We start from the raw sequence: 21,203 nt of genomic DNA on the forward strand, positions 1-21,203 counted from the left end.
CGCGGAGGAGGACGAGACGAACAACAAGGGGATCGGGACGACCGACGTCGTGCCGGTGCCGGCCAACCTCGTCGTGACCAGCGTCGTCACCCTGCCGGACAACCGGTCGGGCGAGCTGACGACGATCCAATACACCGTGCAGAACCAGGGGAGCAGCCCGGTCTGGGCGGGAACGGGCTACTGGCAGGACGACATCTACATCTCGGGGGACAGCAGCTACATCCGGGATCGGTCCTCGTGGATCGGCAAGTCGATCCATTCCAACGCGGTCCCCCTCCAGCCCGGGGAGAGCTACACCGCGACCGTCACCGCCGTGCTCCCCAGGGGCATCGGCGGCAACCTGTTCGTGTATGTCCATCCCAACACGAACGACGACAACAGCGACTACAAGACCGTGCAGGCCGCCGCCTGGTGGCCGGCGGAGCACGGCCGCAACGAGGACCTCCTCGACCACTTCAGCCGGTGGGCCTACGAGGACCTCCGGGACAACGTCTACCGGGCGCCGATCCACGTCACGTACTACGAGCCCGACCTGGTCATCGGCAGCCTCGCGGTGCCGGCCTCGTCCACCTCCGGGCAGCAGATTGACGTCTCGTACACGGTCACCAACCAGGGCACGCGCGACACCCGCGAGAAGGCCTGGACCGATCGCGTCTTCCTGTCGAAGGATCCGTCGCTCGACGTGAACGACATGGTCCTCGGCGAATTCAAGCGGACGGCCGCCCTGGCGATCGGCCAGTCGTACGACGCGACGGTGAGCGTGCGGCTGCCGGACGGGATCGACGGGCCGTTCTACATCCTGGTCCTGGCCGACTCGCCGGCGAAGGTCGACACGGCCGTCCAGAGCGACATCGGCTTCAACAACTACGGGGTCCGGTTCGACGGCGGGCCCAGCTTCGGGTTCCCGGACGGCGTGCAGGCGGCCGCCCGGTCGCTGGCGCGGGGCACGGTGTATGAGTATGGGCAGGAGGGGAACAACACCGCGCGGCTGCCGATCTCGGTGGTCCGCGCCACGCCGCCGGACCTCCGCGTCTCGGCGGTCAACGCCCCCCTCCGGGTCCGCTCCGGGCAGACCTTCACGGTCACGTACACGGTCACCAACTACGGCGGCGACACGCCGCCGACCCAGTCGGCCTGGGACGACCTGCTCTACCTGTCGCGCGACCTCTTCCTGGACGTCCGGGCCGACCGGTTCATGGACACGGTGCGGCACGAGGGGGGGCTCGCCGCCGGCAAGAGCTACACGATCACCCGGACCCTCCGCGCCCCGGCGATCGTGAACCAGTCCGAGGAATACTACGTCTTCGCCACCACCGACCCGCCGCGGACCACCGGCTACGGCAGCGTCTTCGAGCTCGACAAGGAGACGAACAACGACCGCGCGACGGCCGTCCCGATGGTCATCGAGCTCCCCCCGCCGTCCGACCTCGCGGTCTCCTCGATCACGATCCCGTCCCACGCCGAGGTGGGCGACCCGATCTCGATCTCTTGGACCGTCAAGAACCAGAGCGGGGAGGCCGCCGTCGGGTCGTGGACCGACACCGCGTACCTCTCGACCGACGCGACCTGGGACATCTCGGACATCCCTCTGGGCCGCGTCCTCTACTCCGGCGGCTCGCTCGCCGCCGGCGCCAGCTACACCCTGTCGCTGGCCGCGAGCTTGCCGCCGATCACGCCGGGGACCTACCGCGTGATCGTCCGCGCCGACATCTTCAACGAGGTCTACGAGCGGGAGTTCGAGGCGAACAACAAGGCCGCCTCGGCGGAGACCCTCACGGTCTCGGTGCCCGAGCTTTCGCTCGGCGTGCCGTTCGCGACGACCCTCTCGAGCGGCCAGCAGCGGCTGTTCCAGGTGCGGGTCCCCCGCGGGCAGACGCTCCAGGTGGACCTGTCCACGGATGCCGAGAAGGCCAGCAACGAGCTCTTCCTCCGGTACGCCACGGCGCCGACGCTGGCCAGCTACGACGCGGCCTACGACGGAGGGCTGGCGCCGGACGTCCGGGCCGTGATCCCGACGACCGAGCCGGGCCTCTACTACGTCCTGGTCCGCGGCTATTCCGAGCCGGCGGACAAGACGCCGGTCCAGTTGCTGGCCCGGGTGGTCCCCATGGCCATCTCGAGCGTGGAGACCGACGCCGGGGGCGACGCCAAGTACGTCACCACCACGATCCGCGGCGTCCGCTTCGCCTCCAACGCCATCGTGAAGCTGGTCCGGCCCGGGATCGCCGAGTACGAGCCGGTCGTCTACCAGGTGATCGACGCGACCAAGATCATCGCCTCGTTCGACTTCACCGGCGCCCCGCACGGCCTCTACGACCTCGAGGTCATCAACCCCGACGGCGATAGCTCCATCATCCCCTACCGGTTCCTCGTCGAGCAGGCCATCGAGCCGGACGTGACCATCGGCGTGGGCGGGCCGCGGGTCATCCTGGCCGGCGACGTCGGGACGTACAGCGTGGCCCTGCAGAGCCTCAGCAACGTCGACACGCCGTACGTGTTCTTCCAGGTGGGCATCCCCGAGATGGGGACCAACAGCGTCATCTACAACCTGCCCTACGTCACGTTCAGCTCGAACGTCCGGGGCGGGCCGGATAACCCCGGCGACGTGGCCTACGCGACGATCAACTCGACCGTGAACACCGCCGGCCACAACCTGGCGCCGGGCTACCTGTTCGACGCGTCGGCCAACGGCTTCTCCGGGTTCTCGTTCAACCTCTCCACCTATCCGGGCCTGCAGGAGATGCACGACCGCGCCTGGGAATCCGTGAAGGCGCAGATCTACGCGGCCTTCCCGGACCTGGCCGCCCAGGGCGTGCTCGACAAGGGGCCGGCCGGCCTGGACTCGATCTACCCCGGCCTGACCGAGATCTACAACACCGGCGCCGCCGTCCCGGACGACAAGCGCTACATCTTCATCCCGTTCCGCTTCGACCTGGTGGCCGCGGCGACGGCGATGACCCGCGACGAGTTCATCGCCCACGTCAGCGCCGAGGCGGAGACGCTCCGGCAGGCGATCCTCGACGACAACACCGGGGCCACGCCGGGGCTGCTCACCCTGGCCGCGGATAAGGACGGATGGCACGACCTCTACCTCACCGCGCTCACCCAGGCGGGCCTGCTCCGGCCGGAGGACGCCCTCCCCGTCATCCGCGACCAGCAGAAGGTCGTCAGCCTGATGGCGACGCTCGCCTCCGGCATCCTGATCGGCCCCGCCGGCCAGCAGATCATCACCACCGGCGACCTCGGCGCCTTCTTCGAGCGGATCCGGACCTGGTACGGCCACGACCCGAGCAACCTCGCCCCGGTCGAGTTCTACGACCATCGCGAGAACGACTACTACGAGCTCGACGTGCCGGTCCCGCTGCTCCAGACGTCCGATCAGTACAACCTCGGCCTGACCTCCCCGACCCACTTCGAGACGTTCCGGATCTACGTCCCCTGGATCCCGTTCGAGGATCGGGGCGCGGGCCTGCCGACCGACTTCCAGGTCAACGGGCCGGCGCCGGTGGACAACTCGGCGTTCGTCCCGCTGGACCTCACCCGCTACCTCCAGGGCTCGGCGGCCCAGGCCCTGGCGTCTATCACCGGCCCCCAGACCGTGGACACGGGCGGCTGGCTCCCCATGAAGCAGAGCCTCCCCTACACGATCAACTTCGCGAACGCGCCGACCGCGACCCAGTACACCTCCGAGGTACGGATCGTCACCCACCTGGATGATGACCTGGACATCTTCTCGTTCCGGCTCGGCGACATCAAGGTCGGCAACATCAACATCCACATCCCGGCCGGCCGGGCCCTCTACCAGGGCGACTTCGACTTCACCCAGACGCTCGGCTTCATCCTCCGCGTCAGCGCCGGGGCCGACCAGTACAAGCACGAGGCGACCTGGCTCCTCCAGGCGATCGACCCGCTCACCGGCGAGCTGCTCCAGGATCCGTCCCGCGGCCTGCTGCCCCCCAACGACGCCCAGGGGAACGGGGCGGGCTTCGTCAGCTACACCGTCCTGCCGGACGAGACCACGGCCGCCAGCGGCCACGAGGTGGACGCCTCGGCGCGGGTCTTCTTCAACAACGCCCCGCCGGAGGACACCGCGACGCTCTCCCAGCGGGTGGACGCGGTGGCCCCGGTCACGACCCTGGACGTCGGCCGGGTCTCCCAGGGCTCGGACAGCTACGTGGTCCGCTGGAGCAGCGCCGACGACGCCGACGGCTCCGGGTTCCGCCACGTGACGCTCTACGTCGCCACCGACGGCGGCACGTTCAAGATCTGGCAGAAGCAGCTCGCCAGCCCGACCGGCACCCTGGTGTACCAGGGCGAGGCCGGGCACACGTATCAGTTCCTGGCGCTGGCGACCGACGTCGCCGGCAACCGCGAGACGCCCGGGGTCGGGGCCAAGGCGGAGGACGACGGCAGCGGCGTGAATCTCGGAGCCCCGGCGAGCGTCCCGGATACGACCCCGCCGAACTTCGGCATCCCCCCGGCGCCCACGACGACCCCCTCGACCAACCCGCTGTTTACCCAGGCCGAGGCCCAGATCCCGAACGCGAAGTCGACGACCCGCGCCTCGGAGTACACGCAGGTCCTCTCGCCGTTCACGACCAGCGCCTTCGCCCGGGGCATCGGCCAGAGCAACGCCGGCATCGGCCCGATGGCGATCGTCCAGACCCCCGAGGGGGACTTCCTGGTCAGCGGCGGCCCGACCCGGGGCTGGATCTATCGCTTCGGCGCCCAGGGGGGCGACGCCCTGACGCCCTGGGCCGAGGAGGATTTCCCGATCTTCAACATGGCCTTCGACCCCGGCGGCCGCCTCTGGGCGACCACCGGCGGCGGCCCGCTGCTGGAGCTGAACCCCGACACCGGCACCGTCCTCGGCCAGTACGGCGACGGCATCACGATGGCCATGGCGATCGACCCGGCCACCGGCCTGATCTACGTCGCCAGGGGGGCCGTCTGGTCGGGCGGCGTCAACGGCCAGTATGGCGCGGGCGGCGGCGTGGACGTCTTCGACCCGGCGACGAAGGAGTTCCAGCACTTCAGCAAGGACCTGAACCTGCGGGTGGCCTCGCTGGCCTTCGCCCCCGACGGCTCGCTCTGGGCGACGACCTGGCCCGATCGCCACCAGGTCGTCCGCTTCAACGTGCAGCGCCGCGCCGAGGTGATGCTCACCTTCGACGCCGACGTCGATTCGATCGCCTTCGGCCTGCCGGGCACGGCGCTCGAGGGGCTCCTCTTCGTCTCGCAGAACGACGGGTCCAACGATTACCCCGGAAGCGAGCTGACGATGGTGGACGTCGCGACCCTCCGCCGGGTCGCGGTCGCCGACGGCGGCTCCCGGGGCGACGTCATCATCGCCACGCGGGACGGCCGCGTCCTGGTCAGCCAGTCGAACCAGGTCGACGTGATCAACCAGGCGTCCGCCCCGGTGGTCGTCGCCACGTCCCCGCCCCCGTCCGCCGTCGTGGCCCTGCCGCTCTCCCAGGTGACGATCGCGTTCGACCAGGACATGTTCGTCGGCACGGGGGCGGAGGCATCGAGCGTCACCAACCCGGACAATTACATCCTCAGCGGCACCCGCAACGGCCGGCAGCGGCCCGCCCGCGTTTTCTACGTCCCCGAGACCCGCACCGCCTTCCTGGACCTCGGCTCGCTCCCGGCCGACGACTACACGCTGACCGTGTCCCGGACCGTCACGAGCATCCAGGGGAGCCCGATGGCGGGGGATTACACCACCCGCTTCTCCGCGGTCGCCGACTTCTCGGACATCCTCGGCATCAAGTTCACCAGCAGCCGCTCCGACCGCGCCACCGGCACCGTCTCGTGGGACGTGCAGATCACCAACACCAGCGCCTACGAGGTGTTCCTGCCCCTGGTCCTGATCCTCGACCCCGCCCAGGGTTATCCGGGCATCCCCCAGGGCACGTCCGGCCGCGCGGCCGACGGCCGCTACTTCATCGACCTGACGGCCCAGCTCCCCGACGGCCAGAAGCTGCGCCCCGGCCAGTCCACGATCGGCCGGACCCTGATCATCGACAACGTCAACGATCGCCGCGTCATCTACACCCCCGGCGCCGGCGCCACGCCGGGAGCCAACCACGCGCCGGCCTTCGACGGCGTCCCGCCGACGGTCGCCGCCGCGGGCGTGGCCTTTGCCTTCGACGCGCACGCGACCGACGCCGACGGCGACGCCATCTACTACTTCCTGGCCGGGGGCCCCGTCGGGATGACCGTCGATCCGGTTTCCGGGCACGTCGCCTGGACGCCCGACCTCCGATCGGCCCCGCTGACTCCCGTGGTCCTGTATGCCTACGACATCCGCGGCGGCCGCGGCGAGCTGTCGTTCGTCGTCCAGGTCGCCGGCACCAATCGGGCCCCGGTCGTCGGCGCCCTGCCCGAGCTCGTCCAGGGCAAGGAGGGCTCGCCCCTGACGCTCACCCTGCCGGTCGTCGACGCCGACGGCGATCCGCTGGCGGTCTGGGCCGACGCCATGCCCCCGGGCGCCACGCTCGATCCCGTGGCTCGCCTCTTCACCTGGGTGCCCGACTTCGACTCGGCGGGGACGTACCAGGACGTCACGTTCCACTTCAGCGACGGCATCAGCGAGGTGACCTCCAAGGTCACCTTCCAGATCGCCCCGACCGACCAGCCGCCGGTGCTGGTCGTCCCGGACCAGCGCACCCTCCGCGAGGGGGACCACCTGCGGTTCTACCTTCACGGCCACGATCCCGACGGCCAGGCCGTGAAGTTCGAGAGCTACCTCCTGCCGCCGGGCGCGACCCTCGACCCGAACACCGGCCTGTTCGACTGGACCCCGAACTACGACTCGGCCGGGAGCTATCAGGTCCCGTTCACCGTGACCAACGGCGCCCAGAAGGTCACCAGGACCACGACCTTCACCGTGCTCAACGCCAACGGGGCGCCGGTCTTCGACATCGGCGACGGGTTCCGCCTCTACGAGGGCCAGCCGTTCGTCGTCTCGGCCTTCGCGTTCGATCCGGACAACCCCGCCTACGAGCACCCCTACCGGGATTCGACCGGGAAGATCATCCAGCGCGACGTCGTCCCGGCGTCGGTCACCCTCACCGCGTCGAACCTCCCGGCCGGCGCGACGTTCGATCCCGAGACGACCTTCATCAACTGGACGCCCGGCTACACCCAGGCCGGCACCTACCACATCACCTTCACCGCGACCGATGACGGCGACGGCACCGGCGTGCCGCTGACGACCAGCACCACGATCGAGGTGGTCGTCCTGAACCAGAACCGCGCCCCCGAGATCCAGGCGGTCCCCAACCAGTCGGTCCATCGCGGCAACGTCCTGGACATCCCGGTCCGGGTCACCGATGCCGACGGCGATCCCATCACCCTGGCGGCCGAGAACGGCAGCCCCGGCTTGCCCTTGCCGCGATTCGTGACGTTTACCGACAACGGCGACGGCACCGGCGTCTTCCACGTCGCGCCGGGGGCCGGCGATCGGGGCGATTACATCCTTCAGCTCGACGCCACCGATGATGGAGACGGCGGCGGCCGGTGGGCCCGGTTGACGACCAACTACACCTTCATCCTCACCGTCGTCTCGGAGAACGACCCCCCCGTGCTGGGCCGGGTCGGGGACAAGATCGCGGTCGTGGGGCAGCCCTTCCAGCTCGCGCTGCGTGCCTCCGACAAGGACCAGGAGCCGCTCAGCTTCTCGGTCGCCGGGCTGCCCGGCACGGCGGTCCTCTCGGCCGGGTCGTCCTACGGCACGGCGACCCTGACCTGGACCCCCGGCGCCGCCGATCGCGGGGCCTACACGGCCGTCATCACCGTCCGCGACGAAGGCAACGGCACCGGCACGCCGGCCTCCGCCAGCGAGACGATCCGGCTGGTCGTCCGCGACGCGAACGCGGCGCCCATCCTGCCGGCCGTCCCCGACAAGATCCTCCACGAGGGGGAGCGATTCACGTTCGCCCTGGGCGCGACCGATCCCGACGGCGATCCGCTGACCTACTCGGCGGAGAACCTGCCGGAGGGGGCGAAGTTCGACCCGGCGACCGGCGTCTTCGACTGGACCCCGACCTTCAGCCAGGCCGCCGACTACCACGACATCAAGCTGATCGCCTCCGACGGCCAGCGGAGCGCATTCGCCACCTTCACCATCTTCCTCGAGAACACGAACCGGGCCCCGCAGATCGTCCCCCTGGCGCCGCAGTACACGCTCGAGGCGAACCGGATGGAGTTCAGCGTGACGGCGGGCGACCCCGACGGTGACGCGCTCGCCTACACGGCCACCGGGCTCCCCGCCGGCGCGACGTTCAACGCGTCCTCGGCCACCTTCGGCTGGACCCCGACCTTCGAGCAGGCCGGCACCTACACCGTCACCTTCACGGCCACCGACCCGTCCGGCCTGGCCGATTCGATGCAGGTCACGCTCCGGGTCGACAACGTCAATCGCCCCCCGGTCGTGAAGACCTCCGACCATTCCGTGCGGCTGGGGAGCGAGCTGCGGTTCCTCGTCGGGGCGACCGACCCGGACGCCGGCACGACGCTGATCTACAGCGGCATCAACCTCCCCGCGGGCGCGAGCCTCAACCCCTCGACCGGCGAGTTCGTCTGGCGGCCCGGCCCCGGCCAGGACGGCGAGTACCTCGTCGGCCTGACCGCCTCCGACGGCCAGGCGAAGACGTCCCGGATGATCGTCCTCCGCGCCGGGGTCGACGTCCCGACGCCCAGCGTCGTCATCGAGCTGACGCCGAGCTTCCCCGTCAAGCCGGGCTCCCAGGTCCTGGTCCACGTCATCGCCGACAGCCTGGCCGACGTGACCGGCCTGACCGTGACGGTCGACGGCCGGCCGCTGACCCTCGACGCCCAGGGCCGCGGCTACGTCACGCCGACGGCCCCCGGAAAGATGCTCGTCGCGGCCACGGCCACCGACGCCGACGGCCTGGTCGGCACGGCGACGGCCACGCTCCGGGTCCGCGACCCCAACGACGCGACGGCGCCCGTCGTGGTCCTCGAGGCGTCCCTCGGCGACCCGCTGCTCGGGGATGGCGTCGTCAAGGGGACCGTCGCGGACACGAACCTGGACTCGTGGACCCTGGAGATCCAGCGCCAGGGCGACGAGGCGTTCCGGACCGTCGCGACCGGCGACCGGCCGGTCGCGGGCGGCACGCTCGCCACGCTCGACGCGGCCGGCCTGCCGAACGGCTTCTATGTCCTGCGGCTCACGGCCCGCGACATGAGCCAGCGGCTATCGAGGACCGAGGCCGTCGTCGAGATCCGCACCGCCACCAAGCGCGCCTACACCGAGACCGACACGGACCTGACGGTGACCCTGGGCGGCACCACGGTGGCCATCGCGCGGGCCTACGACTCCACCCGTCGCGACGAGGCGGGGAAGCTCGGCAACGGCTGGCGGCTCCTGAATCGCGAGCTCGACATCCGCACGAGCACGCCGCTGACCGGGCACGAGGACCAGGGCCTCTATCAGCCCTACCGCCAGGGGGCGAGGCTCTACCTGTCCGCGCCCAACGGGGCCGAGCTGGCGTTCCAGTTCGATCCGGTGCGGCACGACATCCCGGGCGCCACTTACTACACGCCCGCCTGGGACGTCCTGCCCGGCGGCGCGACCGGCTGGACGCTCGAGTCCGCCGGCGTGAAGCTCATGAAGGCCGGCAGCCTCTTCTTCGAGCTGACCACGGGCCGCCCCTACAACCCGGCCAGCCCCTACTTCGGCGGAGAGGACTTCGCCCTCACCGGGCCCGACGGCACCCGCTACGGCGTGGATACCACGCTCGGCGTGATCTCGATGAAGGCCCTCGGCGGCGCCACGATCTACGTCGGCGACAGCGGCCTGGTGACCGCCGGCGGCGAGGCCGTCCAGTTCGTCTACGACACGAGCGGCCGGATCGAGCGGCTGATCGCGCCGGACGGCCGCGTGATCGTGTACACCTACAGCACCGACGGCGACCTGGTCGCCGCGCGATCGCTGGCGACCGGAGGATCGAGCCGCTACGGCTACGACCCCGCGACCCCGCACCAGCTCGTCACCGCGCTGCGGCCCGACGGGACCGGGACGGCCATCGTCTATTCGGCCGTCGCCCCGCCGTCGACGTCCCCGGTCGTCGACAACCTGGGCACCGCCACGAACTTCGATGGCCGCAGCATCGCCGGCCAGCTCGCGGCCGGGGCCAGCGTCCGCCACGCCTTCAGCGTCCGGTCCAGCGAGCTCGGCTCGACGGCCACCGGAGAGGTACTGGTGCGGGTGTCGGTCCGGGCGACTTCCGGCTCGCTGCGGCCGCAGGTGCCGCAGATTCCGGGCATCACCCCGCGGTCCACGTTCCAGGACGCGAGCCGCGCCGACGCCCTCTTCCTGGTCACCCGCGAGGGCCTCTATCACCTCGTCCTCGGCGCCGCGGCCGGCACCTCGGGCGGCTACGCGCTGGAGGTCTCCGTCGCGGGCGACGTCAACGCCGACGGGCTGATCGACGGCCTGGACAGCGCGATCGTGGCCGGCGCCCAGGGCCGGGCGGAGGGCCAGCCGGGCTACGTCTTCGCCGCCGACCTCGACGGCAGCGGCGTCATCGACGCGACCGACACCCAGGTCCTCGCCCGCAACTACGGCTTCCGGGCGAACCTCGCCCCGACGGCCAATCCGGCCTTCCCGCCCGTGATGACCCACGTCGACCTCGCCGTCCAGGTGGCGCTCGGAGATGCCCTCATCGACCCCGACGGCGACGAGGTCATCTATCAGCTCGTCGGCGCCGTCGGCGGTACCGCCGCCCTCAGCCCGGACGGCCTCAGCGTGCTGTTCGTCCCGACCCCCGGCTCCTCCGGCTTCACCGTCAAGGCCGACGACGGCTTCGGCACGTCCGCCTCGACCTTCATCCCCGTCCAGATCTCGACCGCCGCGCTGCTGAGCATCGACATCATCAACCGGACGCCGCACCTGGCCGTCGGCGAGAACCGGCTGCTGGCGGTGGTGGGCGACTTCGCCGACCAGCAGGACGTGCCGCTGCTCGGCAGCTACGTGACCTACGCGTCGACCAACGGCGGCGCCGTGACGGCCGATCCGTCGGGCGTCCTGCGGGGGCTGGCCGACGGCTACGCGGCCGTCACCGCGCGGCGCGGCAGGCTGACGGCGGCCACGGCCGTCACGGTGGGGAGCCCGCTCGATTCGCTCCACCTGGGGTATCTCGGGCTCTCCGTCTACCCCGGCTCGGTCACGCTGCCCGAGGCCGGCGGCCAGCGTCAGTATGTCGTCACCGTCGGGGCGACCAATCTCGCCGCCGCGGCGGCCGGGACCCTCTACTTCGTCTCCGACACCTCGGTGGCCGCCATCACCGCCGACGGGCTGGCGACCTCGGCCGGCGTCGGCGACGCGACCGTCACCATCATCAACGGGCCGGCCGAGACGGTCGTCCCCATCAAGGTCATCCGGCCGGCCATCGGCTCGGCCACGATCGGCGCCGAGGGGGGCATCGTCCAGACGACCGACGGCACCACCCTGCAGATCGCCCCCGGCTCGCTGCCGGAGGGCGTGACGGTCTCGTTGAAGACCGTGCCGACGGTCGTCGAGGCCAAGTTCGACTCGGTCTTCGAGGTCGGCACCACCTTCGAGTTGGACCTGGGCGGCTACGAGCTGAGCCAGCCGGCGCAGGTGATGGTCCCGGCCGGCCCGGGGTTCTCGCCCGGCGACACGGTCTACTTCTTCAAGCGGGAGACGATCACTCACCTCGACGGATCGACCGAGGTGACCTGGCTGCTGATCGAGACCGGCAAGGTCGGCTCGGACGGCTTCGCCCGGACGACCTCGCCCCCCTACCCGGGCTTCAGCGCCGGCGGCCAGTACCGGATGGCGCGGGCCGACACGCCGGACAAGCTGGCCAGCATCGGCCCGGATGCCCCGCCGCACGTCGGCTACTCGATCGGGGTCACGCCCTACGGCTACGGCATCCCGTACGTCGGGGCGCTCATCCCAGTCCCGTACACCCTCGAGCTGAGCGTGACGTTCCTCGTGTACGCACGCAACCCGAACGAGATCCCGTACGCCGAGCAGCAGACGACGGTCCAGTTGCCGGCGCCCGGCTCGGTCGTCCACGTCAGCGTGAACCTGCCCGCGGTCGATCCCGCCCAGATCCGGCCCGTCATCCAGGACCTGTCGCTCGAAACGATCGGCGACAACGCCACGGTGAAGCTCACCGGCGCCCGCTTCGAGGGCGCGACGGTGGTCTTCCGTCAGGGGGGCAAGGAATACCCCGTAGGGGCGGCCCTGACCAATGACACCAGCGTCACCGTCGCGGTGCCCCGCGGCGTCATCCTGGGCCTGATGGACGTCGTCCTGAAGCATCCGAAGTACGGCACGTCCAACGCCGCGCGGCTCGAGCCGAGGGGCGGCCTGGGCGCGGGGTCGCGGGGCGGAGCGGGCCTGTCGATCTGGGATACGCAGACCAACACCGACCAGCTCCTGGCTCAGCTCTCGTTCGCCGGCGGCGCCGATCCGGTCTTCACGCCCGACCTGAGCCGCATCTACGTCGGCGGCGTGGGCTCGGTGTACGTCGTCGACACGACCGCCCTTCGGATCGCCGACGCCGACCCGTCGACCCGGTCGGTGGTCGACTCGATCCCGATTCCCGGCGCGGCCTTCGTCCGCCAGATGACGACCGACCCCAACGGCCACTTCATCTTCGCCGTGGGCACGGCCGCCTCGGTCTGGGTCATCGACGCGCGGCCGAGCTCGCCCACCTTCAACACGGTGATCCGGTCCCTGCCGCTGCCGCGCGAGCGGGAGCCGCTCTCGGGCATCGCCGTGACCGCCGACGGCAAGCGGCTCCTGGTCGGCACCGGCACCGACGAGGACGACGGCCACCTGACGGTCTTCCAGCTCGACCCGGACAACGAACCGACGAAGGACAACCGATTCCCGGGGACCTGGGGCAAGCAGGAATTCGACCTGGCGTTGGGGGCCATCCCGGAGGCGATCACGGTCGCGGCCGGCGCGGACGACAGCCAGTACGCGGCCCTCACCTACCGCTATCGCGTCACCTCGCTGTCCCCCTGGCAGACGAGCACCGACTTCCCGCCCAAGCTCAACACCTTCAGCACGGTGACGTTCACCGCCGCCGGGCCGGTGATCAAGGACGTGCGGACGCAGGTCAAGGGCGGGAACCTGAGCCCGTACTACAACGACTACTACAACGGCTACTACACGGGAATCCTCACGCCGCGCGACATCGTGCTGGCGCCCGACCTGTCGTATGCGTATATCGGCGACTGGGAGCTGTTCCTGGTCTACGGCTACGGCGGCCAGCACGGCGACAAGGTCGGGCTGGTGCGCGACCCGTTCGGCCTCCATGGCACGCCGACCTACCTGGGCGCCACGACCCCCATCGAGGACGGCCTGGTCACCAGCGTGGCCGTCAGCGGCGACGGCCAGCGGCTGTTCGCCTCCTACTGGGGGGCCGGCGAGGTCCTGGTCATCGACACGGCCGCCCTGATCAAGGCGGGCGAGGACCGCATCGCCAACCCGAGAGAGGCCGAGCGCGTCCCGCTCGACCTGGTGCGGTCCGGCACCGGTTTCGACGTCAACGGCGCCATCCACATCACCCCGCTGACCGGCGGCGGGACGTGGGACCTGGCGACGCAACCGTATTCCTCCGTGACGCTGCTCGGCCCGCTCAGCTCGATCTCGGCGGCCGACGGGGCGAAATCCGACGTCACGTTCCGGTGGTCCGTGGACCGCTCCTCGATCGGCAACCGGCCGGTCAAGAGCACGCTCTACGTCAGCGTCCTCGACAAGGGCCTGGGCCTCTTCCCCGACGATCTCCCGCCCATCCCCGGCGTTCCCGACGCGAACCTGCACCGCATCCTGACGATGGAGCTGCCGGACAACGTCTTCGAATTCAAGCTGCCCACGAGCATCAGGCTCACCGCCGGCCAGGTCTATTACTGGGGCGTGATCGCCGAATCCGGAAGTTGGCAAGGCCGCGCCGCGGGCGCGTTCCGCACCGATCCCGTCCCGGCTAGCGGGACCCCCTTCTCCGGCGTGACGGTCATCACGCACGGCTTCCAGCTCAATCCGTTGCCGGGCAATTCTCCGTTCCAGCAGCCGGAGTCGTTCCTCGCGATGGCGCACATGATCGCCGACCCGGCCGGCGGCCACGTGCTGAAGTACAATCGCACCGACGGCCGTTTCGTCGAGGATATCGTGGACGCCGCTGGCGACCACACCAACGGCGGCGACGCGCTCGGCGTGCTCCGGAGCGGCGGCGCCGGCAAGCCCGTCGTGCTCGTCCTGGACTGGAACAAGGAGTCGGACATCAACGACTCCGGCTTCGCCGAGGCCGCGGCCGACGCGTTCTTCGCCGCGATCGCCAACCTGGACAAGGAGCTGGGCGGGGACATCCTGAAGTCGCCCCTGCACTTCATCGCCCACAGCCGCGGGACGGTCGTCAACAGCGAGATCATCCAGCGCCTCGGGACGTACTATCCCGACGTGAAGAACATCCACATGACGACGCTGGACCCGCACGACTTCAATCAGCCTTCCCTGAACGTGCAGCTCGTGAATTACTCGGACTTCCGCGACCCGAACGTCTTCCGATGGTCCAACATCGGGTTCTTTGACAATTACTATCAGACGGTCGGCAACAGCGTCCTGACGGCCACGCCCAACGGCCGCTACATCTCCGGCGCGGACGTGAGCATCGACCTCACGGGCCGGTCCGGCTTCACCTTCGACAATCTCCTCGGCGGTCCCCACAGCCGCGTCTGGCAGTGGTACGCCGGGACCATCAACCTGGCCCTCCGGGAGTTCAACGACCAGTTGGTCTACCGCACGGCCGCGGACCGGAAGTACTACTCGTTCCCGACCCTCTCCTACAACGAGATCCCCTGGTACGTCGGCTACGAGCGGACCGCGACGGCACCTCCCGACGCGAGCGTCTACGACGACGCCGACGCGATCTGGGAGGGCGTCGGCGAGGGCTGGTTCTGGTCCCAGCTCGGCGGCGGCTTCCAGCCCAGCAGCAACCCCGGCGTCGACGTCTCCTTCGACAACACCGAGGCCGACAACAGTCCCTTCCACGACGTCCCCTCCAACCCGCTCTCCGGTGAGGCCGTGCCGGACGTCTACAACGGTAACTTCGAGTCCGGCACCATGAAAATCGGCAGCGTGGGCACGCGCTTCCCGCTCGCCGAGAACGAGGTCCCGGGCTGGATCTACCACGGCGGCTCGATCGCGACGGGCCTGACCACGATCCACGGTCCGCAATCCCAGATCGTCACGGAGGCGGACGGCAACCACGCGCTGAAGCTCAGCAGCGACCTCACCAAGCTCGTCCACAACCGCATGTACATCCCGAAGGGAGAGCTGGGCTTCCAGTTCGACATCAAGGTCATCGGCGCGAGCTCGAACGACGTCCTGACCGCCTCGATGGACACGATGGACGGCCGGCACGTCGACCTTGGGACGATCGGCCTGAAATCGGCGATGACCTCCTTCGCCCACATCGTGCTGCCGTTCACGTCGGCGGTCGCCGAGGGCTTCTCCGCCACGTTCACCCTGGAGCTAACAGCCCCCGGCCTCTTCAACGTCATCGACACCACGGCCCTGCTGGACAACTTCCGCTTCATGCTGGTCGACACCGATGCCGACGCCAACAGCGACGGCGTGATCGACGGCAAGGACGAGAAGTCGGAGGACTCGGCGCCGGGCGTGCTCGTCCAGGTCAATGCCGACGACGGCGACAGCGACGGGATCCCGGACTTCGCCGACGGCTACAACCGAGACGGCGCCGCGAACGCCGACGACGCCGCGCCCACCCAGGCGCAGGGCGAGGTCTTCGTCCCCTACGTCATCACCGTCGCGCCCGGCGTGGATTTCTCGAAGGCCGGCTTCCGGATCGTCTACGAGGGCTCCGACCCGATGGCGGTGACGACGTCCGGCAGCGGGGCGAGCCTCACGTACTCGCCGGCCCCGGGCTTCCTCCGCCTCTGGACGAAGCAGGGCTACGAGACGCGCAACGGCAAGGATCTCTTCACCGGATCCGGCAACTACGTGACGCCGAGCGCGGCCGGGACGCAGTACGGCCCCGGCGACTGGGCGAAGCTCGGCTTCTCCGCCGCGTCGCGCACGGTCACGCTCTACGTGGAGGCGGTCCGGACCAGCTCCAAGGCGGCCGACCACCTGATCACGTTCGAGATCGACCCCGACGGCTCCGGGCCGCGGGGGTTCACCGGCGGTGACAGCATCTCCACGACCAATGTCGGGCTCGACCTCGTGAGCGCGGGGGTCTATGGCTCCCAGGTCTACGGGAACGACGTCGTCACCTCCGCGAACAACCCCCTCGGGTTCGTGAACATCGGCCACTGGGGCGCCGATTCCGGCAACGGCCTCGATGGCTATAACGGGGCCAACGTGCGGAACGCCCTGGGCGATACCTTCGTCGATCGCGATCCCGAACGCTTCTACGTCCGCGTGATCGATCCGTCCCGGAACCTGGATCCGACGGCGGTCGACGACTTCACGATCACGATCGGGACGCTCCTCGCCAATGGCTCTGCCGACGACGATCAGACCGACATCCGCCTGGTCGAGACCGGCCCGGACACCGGCGTGTTCGTCTCGAAGTCGATGTTGCTGACCGCGCACGACATCCCCGGCGTGCCGACCGATGCCCCCGCCGGCAATACCCGCGTGACCGATGACGGCTTCCGCGTCCACGACGGCTTCACCGGCCCCGTGAAGGACGACACGGCCGGCGATCGGACCCACCGGGCCGACATTGACGGGGCGGTCCGCATCGTCTTCACCACGAACACCGTCCGCCAGGTGAGCTCGATCCCGGTGGATCAGCGATCGACGGATTACCGTCGTGAGCTCCACATCCGCAACTTCGTCTTCAACGAGCCGTATGATGACGTCGGATACGACGACGACGGGAACCCGGCCACGCCCAACGTCGGCACCGGCAACGGCCGGTTCGACTACCGGGACCTCAACGGCAACGGCCAGCAGGATCCGGGCGAGCTCTCGGAGCCCTTCTACGAGATGGCGGGGGTGGACGTCCCCGTCCTCGACCGGGTCCGGAACACGGTCCTGGGGTCGGTCGCCGCGGCCCAGGCCTATCTCGACGCCCAGCTCCTGCGGGCCAATCTCTCCTGGGCCCAGGCCGGGATCCGGGTCATCTACGACAGCACCGTCTACGCCGACGCGCCGAAGGATGCCGCCGGCACGGACATCCTCCGGGATGGGAGTTTCACCTTCGGCGCCGGGATGGATGACGCGACGGTCATCAACAGCTACGTCGGCGGCTCGAGGATCGACATCCTCGACGTCTTCTGGGTCGCCCCGCTCGCCGGGGCTCGCGCCCTCACCCGCTCCCCGTCCGACTTCATCGCCGCCCTCGGCGAGAAGACGTACCTCTTCATGTCGCCGGGCCTCGACCTGGCGACCCGAACTCTCGCCCACGAGATCGGCCACGCCCTGACCAATGGGTTCGACTCCAATACGCCCGCTTACAACTTCTATCCGTCGCTGAACACAACGACCGACGAGGTCGTGAATCAGCGCCGCCGGATCACCCACAAGACCGAGACCGAAGCCAGGACGATCCGGGCGGTCGGGAATCTGGGTGGCACCGGGAGCCAGTTGCTGAAGGCATGGCCGGCGGCCTCGCCGCTCATGGTGGGCCTTCCGCTGCCGGGCGCCGGAGGCGTGATGCCCGGGTCATCGACGGCGGGCGAATCCGTGGCGGCCCCGACCTCCCCGACGTCCGTTCCTCTCGACGACATCATCCGGGCGGCCGAATCGCGCTGGTCGCTGGTCGTCGGGCCGGATCGTTGGCGAGACCTGCTCGACCAGACGCACTTCGAGATCCGCGACCTGCCGGGCACCTACCTGGGCCTCACGTCGAAGCAGGCCGACGGGACCTGGCAGGTCCTGATCGACTCGGACGCCGCCGGCTACGGCTGGTTCGTCGACGCCAGCCCCGCATCGGATGAGGAATACGTCGCGTCGATCCCGGGCCTGCATCTCCGGGCCTCGCTCGACGGCCCCGCTGCGGGCCGGGTCGATCTGCTCACCGCCGTGATGCACGAGATGGGCCACGTCCTCGGGCTGCCGGACCTCGACGACGCGCGAGTCCCCGAGAGCCTGATGACGGACAGCCTGGCTCCGGGCGTCCGCCGCCTTCCTTCGGCGAGCGACCCGGTCTGGGCCATCGCCGCGTCGACACCCGCGGGCGGCGGGGACGATGACCCCGACCGACCGCATGGCCTGCAAGTCACGAGCGGTCCCATCGTCAACGGCACCTTCGACGTCAGCGACCCGGCCGACCCCGGGTTCGGCTGGCAGACGATCGGCGCAGCGACGGTCGCCAACGGAGTCGGACTGCTCGCGGAGGACTCGACCTTCAACAGCCGCTTCTCGCAGACCTTCACGGTCCCCGTCGGCGCGCAATCGCTGCGATTCACCTTCCGGCTCGACGGACTCGAGGCCGGCCCGAACAGCCCGCCCGATGCCTTCGAGGCGGCGCTCCTGGACGCCGCCACGTTCCAGTCGGTGGTCGACACCTTGCAGGGCCTCTCCGGGTCGGACGCCCTGCTCAACGTCCAGGCCGACGGCACGACGTACTTCGGCTCCGGCGTCACGGTGGCCGGCATCACGACGTCCGGCTCGCATGGTGACTTCTCCCGCACCACGACGGTCGTGGTGGACCTGACCGGAGTCACGCCGGGCACGTCGGTGACGCTCTTCTTCGACCTCCTCGGCTTCGGCGAGAAGCACGGCCGCGTCTTCCTCGACGACGTGACGCTCGTCGGCGCCGGCAACAGCACGCCCACCGACCTGACCCTCGACAACACCTCGGTGCCCGAGAACGCCGCCGGGGCCGCGGTAGGCGGCCTGACGGTGACGGACCCCGACGCGGGCGACAGCCACACCTTCACCGTCTCCGACAGCCGCTTCGATGTGATCGGGAATGTCCTGCGCCTCAAGGCCGGCGTGAGCCTCGACCACGAGGCCGAGCCGACCGTCGTCCTGACGATCACGGCCACCGACGCCGGCGGACTCGCGATCACACGCACCTTCACGATCGCCGTCACCGACGTGAACGAGACGCCGACCTCGATCAAGCTCGCCGGCGGCTCGGTCTCCGAGAAGGTGGCCGGCGCGACCGTCGGGACGCTCACCGGGACCGATCCAGATGCGGGCGACTCGCTCACGTTCGACGTCGTGAACGACGCCCGCTTCGAGGTGGTCGCCGGCGTCCTCAAGCTCCGGGCCGGCGTGTCGCTCCGCTACGCCGACGCGTCGTCCGTGGTCGTGGACGTCCGGGCCACGGACTCGGGCGGCCTGACGCTCACCCGCAGCTTCGTCATCCGCGTGGATGCCGTCGCCGAGCAGACCGACGTCACCGGCCTGGTCAGCGTGACCTACTACGGCGCCCAGTACAACCGGGTGACCAAGACGACGTCCTTCTACGTCAAGGTCACCAACGCGTCCGACCGCGCGATCTCGGGCCCGCTCTGGGTTGACCTGGTCGGCCTCTCGCCGACGACCATCAAGGCGGTCGGGATGGACGGCCTGATGCCCGACGGGAGCCCCTATTTCGACCTGACCACCATGGCCGGCACCGACAAGATCCTCAGCCCGGGGGAGACGACGACGCCCCGCGTCCTGACCCTCTCCAACCCGACGGCCGCAGCCTACAAGTTCCAGACCGTGGTCCTGGGCTCGCCGGCGCCGGCCGCGGCGACGAGATACACCCGCGTCTTCCTCGACTTCGACGGGGGCGAGCTCGACGCCCTGCCCAAGGTCGTGGCGGTGCCCGGCTCGACCGGCCTGGTCCACGCCGGCTTCGTCCCGTTCGACGGGGCCGACCGCGAGGCGGAGATCGGCCGCGTGGTGCAGGCCGTCCGCGAGGACTTCGCCGCGTACCCGGTGCAGGTCCTCCGCGACGACGCATGGTCGCTCAACCCGCTCTTCGGCGCGGGGGATACGGTGATCATGGTCGGCGGTGATGGCGACTGGCTCGTGGGCACCAACCCCGACCACTCCGGCGGGGACGTGACCTGGACGGCGGGCTTCGCGCCGTGGGATCCCGGGAACACCGCCGCCAACGTCGGCTTCGCCTTCTCGGCGGCGACGGCGGATGCCCTCGGATCCCTGGGGCATAGCGAACCCGAGTTCGTCCGATCGCTGGCCGATACGATCAGCCACGAGATCGGCCACACGTTCGGCCTCGACCATGCGATCGCACCGGGAGCCGAGACCGACCTGATGGAGCTCGACGCATCGACGGGCACGCAGGATCTGGCCTTCTCGACCGTCGTCCTGCCGCACGAGCACGGGGCGGTCTACAGCTCGGATGATTACCTCCGCAGCCTCTTCGGCCAGTCCGGAACCGCTCTCCCGGCCCAGGGGAGCGGCGGCTTCCTGCCGCGGACGTTCCGCAGCGGCCCGTCCGAATTGCCAGCGCAGTCGCTGGAATCCTCCTTGATGACCGTCCTGGAGGCCGCTCCGCTCCGCGGCCAGGGGGCAACTCCGGGCGTCCTCGTGGCCCTCGCCGGTCGCCGGCCGGCCCGCGTGGACATGCCGGACGACCGCGATCCGCGGCGGGGCGGGACCGTCGGCCAGGATGGAACGGCCCAGGGTGCCCCCGTCCATCCGACCGGCCTCCTGGGCCTTGGTCGGATCGGGAAGGGACGATCCTTCCTGCGGAAGCGGGCCGCCGACGGCCTGCTCGCCGACGGCGGCGAGAGCTCGCCGCCGGCCATCCCGAACCGGCGCCCGGGGCCGGTGGCCCGGCCCCGGGCGCCCAAGGTCGTCCGCGAGGCCGAAACCGTGCCCCCGATCGCGGCTCCGTCACGACCGCTCGCCGATCAAGTGGACCTCGTCATCGAGGGCCTGGTGTCCGTCGATCCGATCAGCCGCAAGAAGGGGCCCGTGGTGCGGTGAAAAGGCGGTCCTGACCGCCCGCGATTGAGATCGGACCGCGACGATTCCCGGTGCGCCTGCCGGTTCCGCCATGCGGCCGGGAACCATGCCTGGGCGCAGTCGCCAGCCTGCCCCGGGCTCGGCCGGAGCCTCGCCCTCCCGGGCCTGGGACGCGTCTCTTCGGGAGGGCGAGGCTCCTGCCGAGGCTCGGGCGAGCCGTCGTCATGCAACGAAGGCTCTCGATCGCGCAGCAGATCCTGGAACAGCCGGCCAGGACCTCAAAGGCTAG

General features: G+C 70.1%; 1 protein-coding gene (cut by a window edge). It reads left to right on the forward strand.

The features are described 5' to 3' along the window. Positions 1–20,935, forward strand: the 3' portion of a protein-coding gene (locus tag G6O54_RS26150; RefSeq protein ID WP_165229876.1) for a CARDB domain-containing protein. 12,356 nt of this gene lie to the left of the window's left edge; 20,935 of the gene's 33,291 nt are visible here — the last part of the coding sequence; its start codon lies off the left edge, out of view; the stop codon is at positions 20,933–20,935. Positions 20,936–21,203 lie beyond the last annotated feature (268 nt).

The organism is Aquisphaera insulae (assembly GCF_011064615.1).
Lineage (GTDB): Bacteria > Planctomycetota > Planctomycetia > Isosphaerales > Isosphaeraceae > Aquisphaera > Aquisphaera insulae.